Consider the following 2,942-nt stretch of genomic DNA (forward strand, 5'->3'; position numbering starts at 1 on the left):
TCTTGCGCATCATCGAAGTGTGAGATGAAGCCCACTGGCTTATTGAGAATGACAGTAATTCGGGAGGCCTGCTGTGCTTTAGCTCCAGATTGCAACTCAATTTTCTGATGACGAAAAGCGCGAGAGCCTAGCTCATTAACAACCTCGCCATCTACGGTTACTAGGCCTTGCTCAATATAAGAGTCGGCCTCGCGACGGGAGCATAGACCTAGCTCAGAGAGTAACTTGGAGACACGAATTTTTTCTTCCATGGCTACATTATCCGGTAATTACTTTAATAAAGACCAGGATCTAAATATATGAATACATAAGAGGGCTTAATAGGGGCTACTCTCATTAAACGGCCTATTTTTAAAACGTTTATGTACCCAATAGTATTCAGCGGGCCTGAGCCTAATTTCTTGTTCAAAAATTTGGTTTAAGCGTGCGGTATCTGCTTCTGGATTCTCGGTTGGAAAATTTTCCAATGGTTTGCTGATAGAGCAAACATATCCAGCTTCATTATTTTTGAGAGTCGTAATCATCATGCAGACCTGTGCCCCAGTAATTTTAGCGAGACGGGATACAGCAGTAATGGTATTGGTTTGAATATTGAAGAAGGGAACAAAAGTAGAGTCTTTCAAGCCCAAGTCAATATCGGGTGCAATGATGATGAAGCTACCCTTGCGGATTTCTCTAATCAGCTCAATAGTGTTGCCCTGGCGATCAATCGAGTTTCCACCAAAGCGATTGCGCCACTCAATAATTTTTTTATTGAAGAAGGGGCTTTTCATTCTCTGGAAAAATCCAGAGGTACGAGGCCAGCCTTTATCTTTTGCAAGTGCGCTCAAAATAATGCTGCCTTCAATTCCAATGAAATGCATATTGACTAAGATGCGCGGTTGTCGATCATTTAAATCAACCTCTGATCGAACTTCAATCATGTCGGCAAGCTGTTCTTTACTTCCAAGCCAAATAATACTTTTCTCTACTAAGCTGCGACCAAGTAGTCTCCAATGTTTTTTCCTGAGCAGATCAATTTCCTGTGCGCTAAGCTCAGGAAAACAGAGTTCTAAATTTTTCTGAACTACGCGATTTCGATCGCTAGGAATATGCGCTGCCAAATAACCTAAGCCATAGCCGATAGAGACAAGGGTCTTGTAAGGAAGCGATGCCAGAAACCTGAGGAGCGCTAGTCCTGAGTAGTTTGAAAAGTTTTTAAACAAAACTCAATTTAATTGGAATCGTAGCGAGACAAGGATGTGGCGTAACGCCTATGCATTTCTTCATCGGAGCTAATAGACATGCCTAAATCATTTACTAAGCCAGTCTCAAGACGATAAGCCCAGCCATGCACCGTGAGATCTTGTCCTCTGGACCATGCATCTTGAACAATGGTGGTTTCACAAACGTTGACAACTTGTTCAATCACATTTAATTCACATAAACGATCTTGACGTTTAGGGCTTGGAATGGCATCACCAAGATAGCGCTCATGCTTTTGATGTACGTCTTTCACATGACGCAACCAATTGTCAGCTAAGCCTACCCGCCTATCCGTCATTGCAGTATGCACACCAGAGCAGCCGTAATGCCCAACAACCAAAATGTGTTTGACCTTTAAAAGATCAATTGCAAACTGAATTACAGATAAACAATTGAGGTCGGTATGCACCACTACGTTAGCAACATTTCGATGAACGAATAATTCGCCTGGAAGAAGATTCACAATTTCATTAGCAGGTACGCGGCTATCTGAGCAGCCAATCCAAAGATATTCTGGCGCCTGCTGAGAAACGAGGCGCTTAAAGAAGTTGGAATCTTTGGCGACCATGGCTTCTGCCCACTCGCGATTATTAGAAAATAGCTGGTCTAAGGCGTTGGAGTTCTTCATAATCATGATTTGAGTTTAAAGTATTCTTATGATGCCCATTTGGTTAAAACAAACCCCCACTGGCATTGTTCTTAATTTGCATTGTCAGCCAGGTGCAAAGCTGACCAAGGTAGTTGGCCTTCATGATGGCTGTCTTAAGATATCTCTACAGGCCCCTGCACTTGAAAATAGGGCAAATGAGATGTTGTTATCTTGGCTTTCAAAGCAGTTGAGGGTGCCACAAAAGCAAATTCAACTCTTATCGGGGCAAAGTAGCCGCATTAAGAGGGTTGAGATCTGGGGTTCAATTACCCCAGAGCAAATTATTGAAGTGCTGAGTCCCTGATGCCTACCAAAATATCGCCCAAAGAATCCCTAATATCAGCACCCATTTTCCGATGTAATAAACGCTGCGGTGCTTGGCTTTTAGTTTTTTTGCTTGCGCCCTGAGGTGATAAAAATACTTAAAGAGAATGTTTACAAATCCAACTTTCTCGCCCTCAACGTTTTGGGAAGATGCGGCACTCATCACATGGCGCCCAAACCAGCGATTGAGTAATTGCACCAATTTAGTGTGAACTGGCCGCTCAACATCACAAAACAAGACAATACGTTGGTGATCGGTTTCGTTGGCTGCATAGTGGATATAGGTTTCATCAAACATCACTGGTTCGCCGTCTTTCCAAAAATAACGCTCCCCATCCACGTCAATAAAGCATTTGGGATCATTCGGGGTAACCAGGCCAATGTGATAGCGCAGCGAGCCCGCATAAGGGTCTCTGTGGCGAACCAGCGTTGCTCCTGGGGGTAGCGAAGCAAACATTGCCGCTTTGATTGAGGGTATGGATTTCAGGAGGGCGACAGTCTTTGGGCAATTTAGCTGCGCCGATGGCATTTCCTTGCCATACCAGTAGAGATGAAAGCGCTTCCAGCCCGTCCGAAAGAAGGAATTAAAGCCAATATCGTTATAGCCTGTGGCTGCTGCAATAGCACCATCTGCATTTAATGCAAGAGCCTCATCGCGGATGATCTGCCAATGATCTTGAAGCGGTTTCATTTCAGGAAAATCAGCAACTGGAATAAATGCCCC

5 protein-coding genes are annotated in these 2,942 nt (G+C 43.9%); 1 reads left to right on the forward strand and 4 read right to left on the reverse strand.

Translation table 11 applies throughout. The features are described 5' to 3' along the window. The 3 genes from B7X71_RS14525 to can all read right to left on the reverse strand — a co-directional run. A partial coding sequence (locus tag B7X71_RS14525) for a S4 domain-containing protein (RefSeq protein ID WP_293601155.1) occupies window positions 1-251 on the reverse strand: 251 nt, incomplete at its 3' end. A 66-nt stretch (window positions 252-317) separates the two neighbouring features. After that, window positions 318-1,205, reverse strand: coding sequence for a lipid A biosynthesis acyltransferase (locus tag B7X71_RS14530; RefSeq protein WP_215302234.1), 888 nt, complete (start codon window positions 1,203-1,205; stop codon window positions 318-320). An 8-nt stretch (window positions 1,206-1,213) separates the two neighbouring features. Next, entirely contained in the window at window positions 1,214-1,879 is a 666-nt protein-coding gene (can, locus tag B7X71_RS14535) for a carbonate dehydratase (protein WP_215302233.1), read from the reverse strand. A gap of 22 nt (window positions 1,880-1,901) precedes the next feature. Between can and B7X71_RS14540 the strand changes: the two genes are divergently transcribed. Next, the gene (locus tag B7X71_RS14540) at window positions 1,902-2,198 is read left to right on the forward strand and encodes a DUF167 domain-containing protein (RefSeq protein ID WP_215302232.1); all 297 of its coding nucleotides are present in this window, start codon (window positions 1,902-1,904) and stop codon (window positions 2,196-2,198) included. 3 nt (window positions 2,199-2,201) lie between these two features. On the opposite strand, the gene B7X71_RS14545 is transcribed toward B7X71_RS14540, so the two are convergent. Further along, window positions 2,202-2,942: aspartyl/asparaginyl beta-hydroxylase domain-containing protein (locus tag B7X71_RS14545; RefSeq protein ID WP_293601158.1), on the reverse strand; the 741-nt coding region annotated here is incomplete at its 5' end.

The organism is Polynucleobacter sp. 39-46-10, assembly GCF_002282275.1.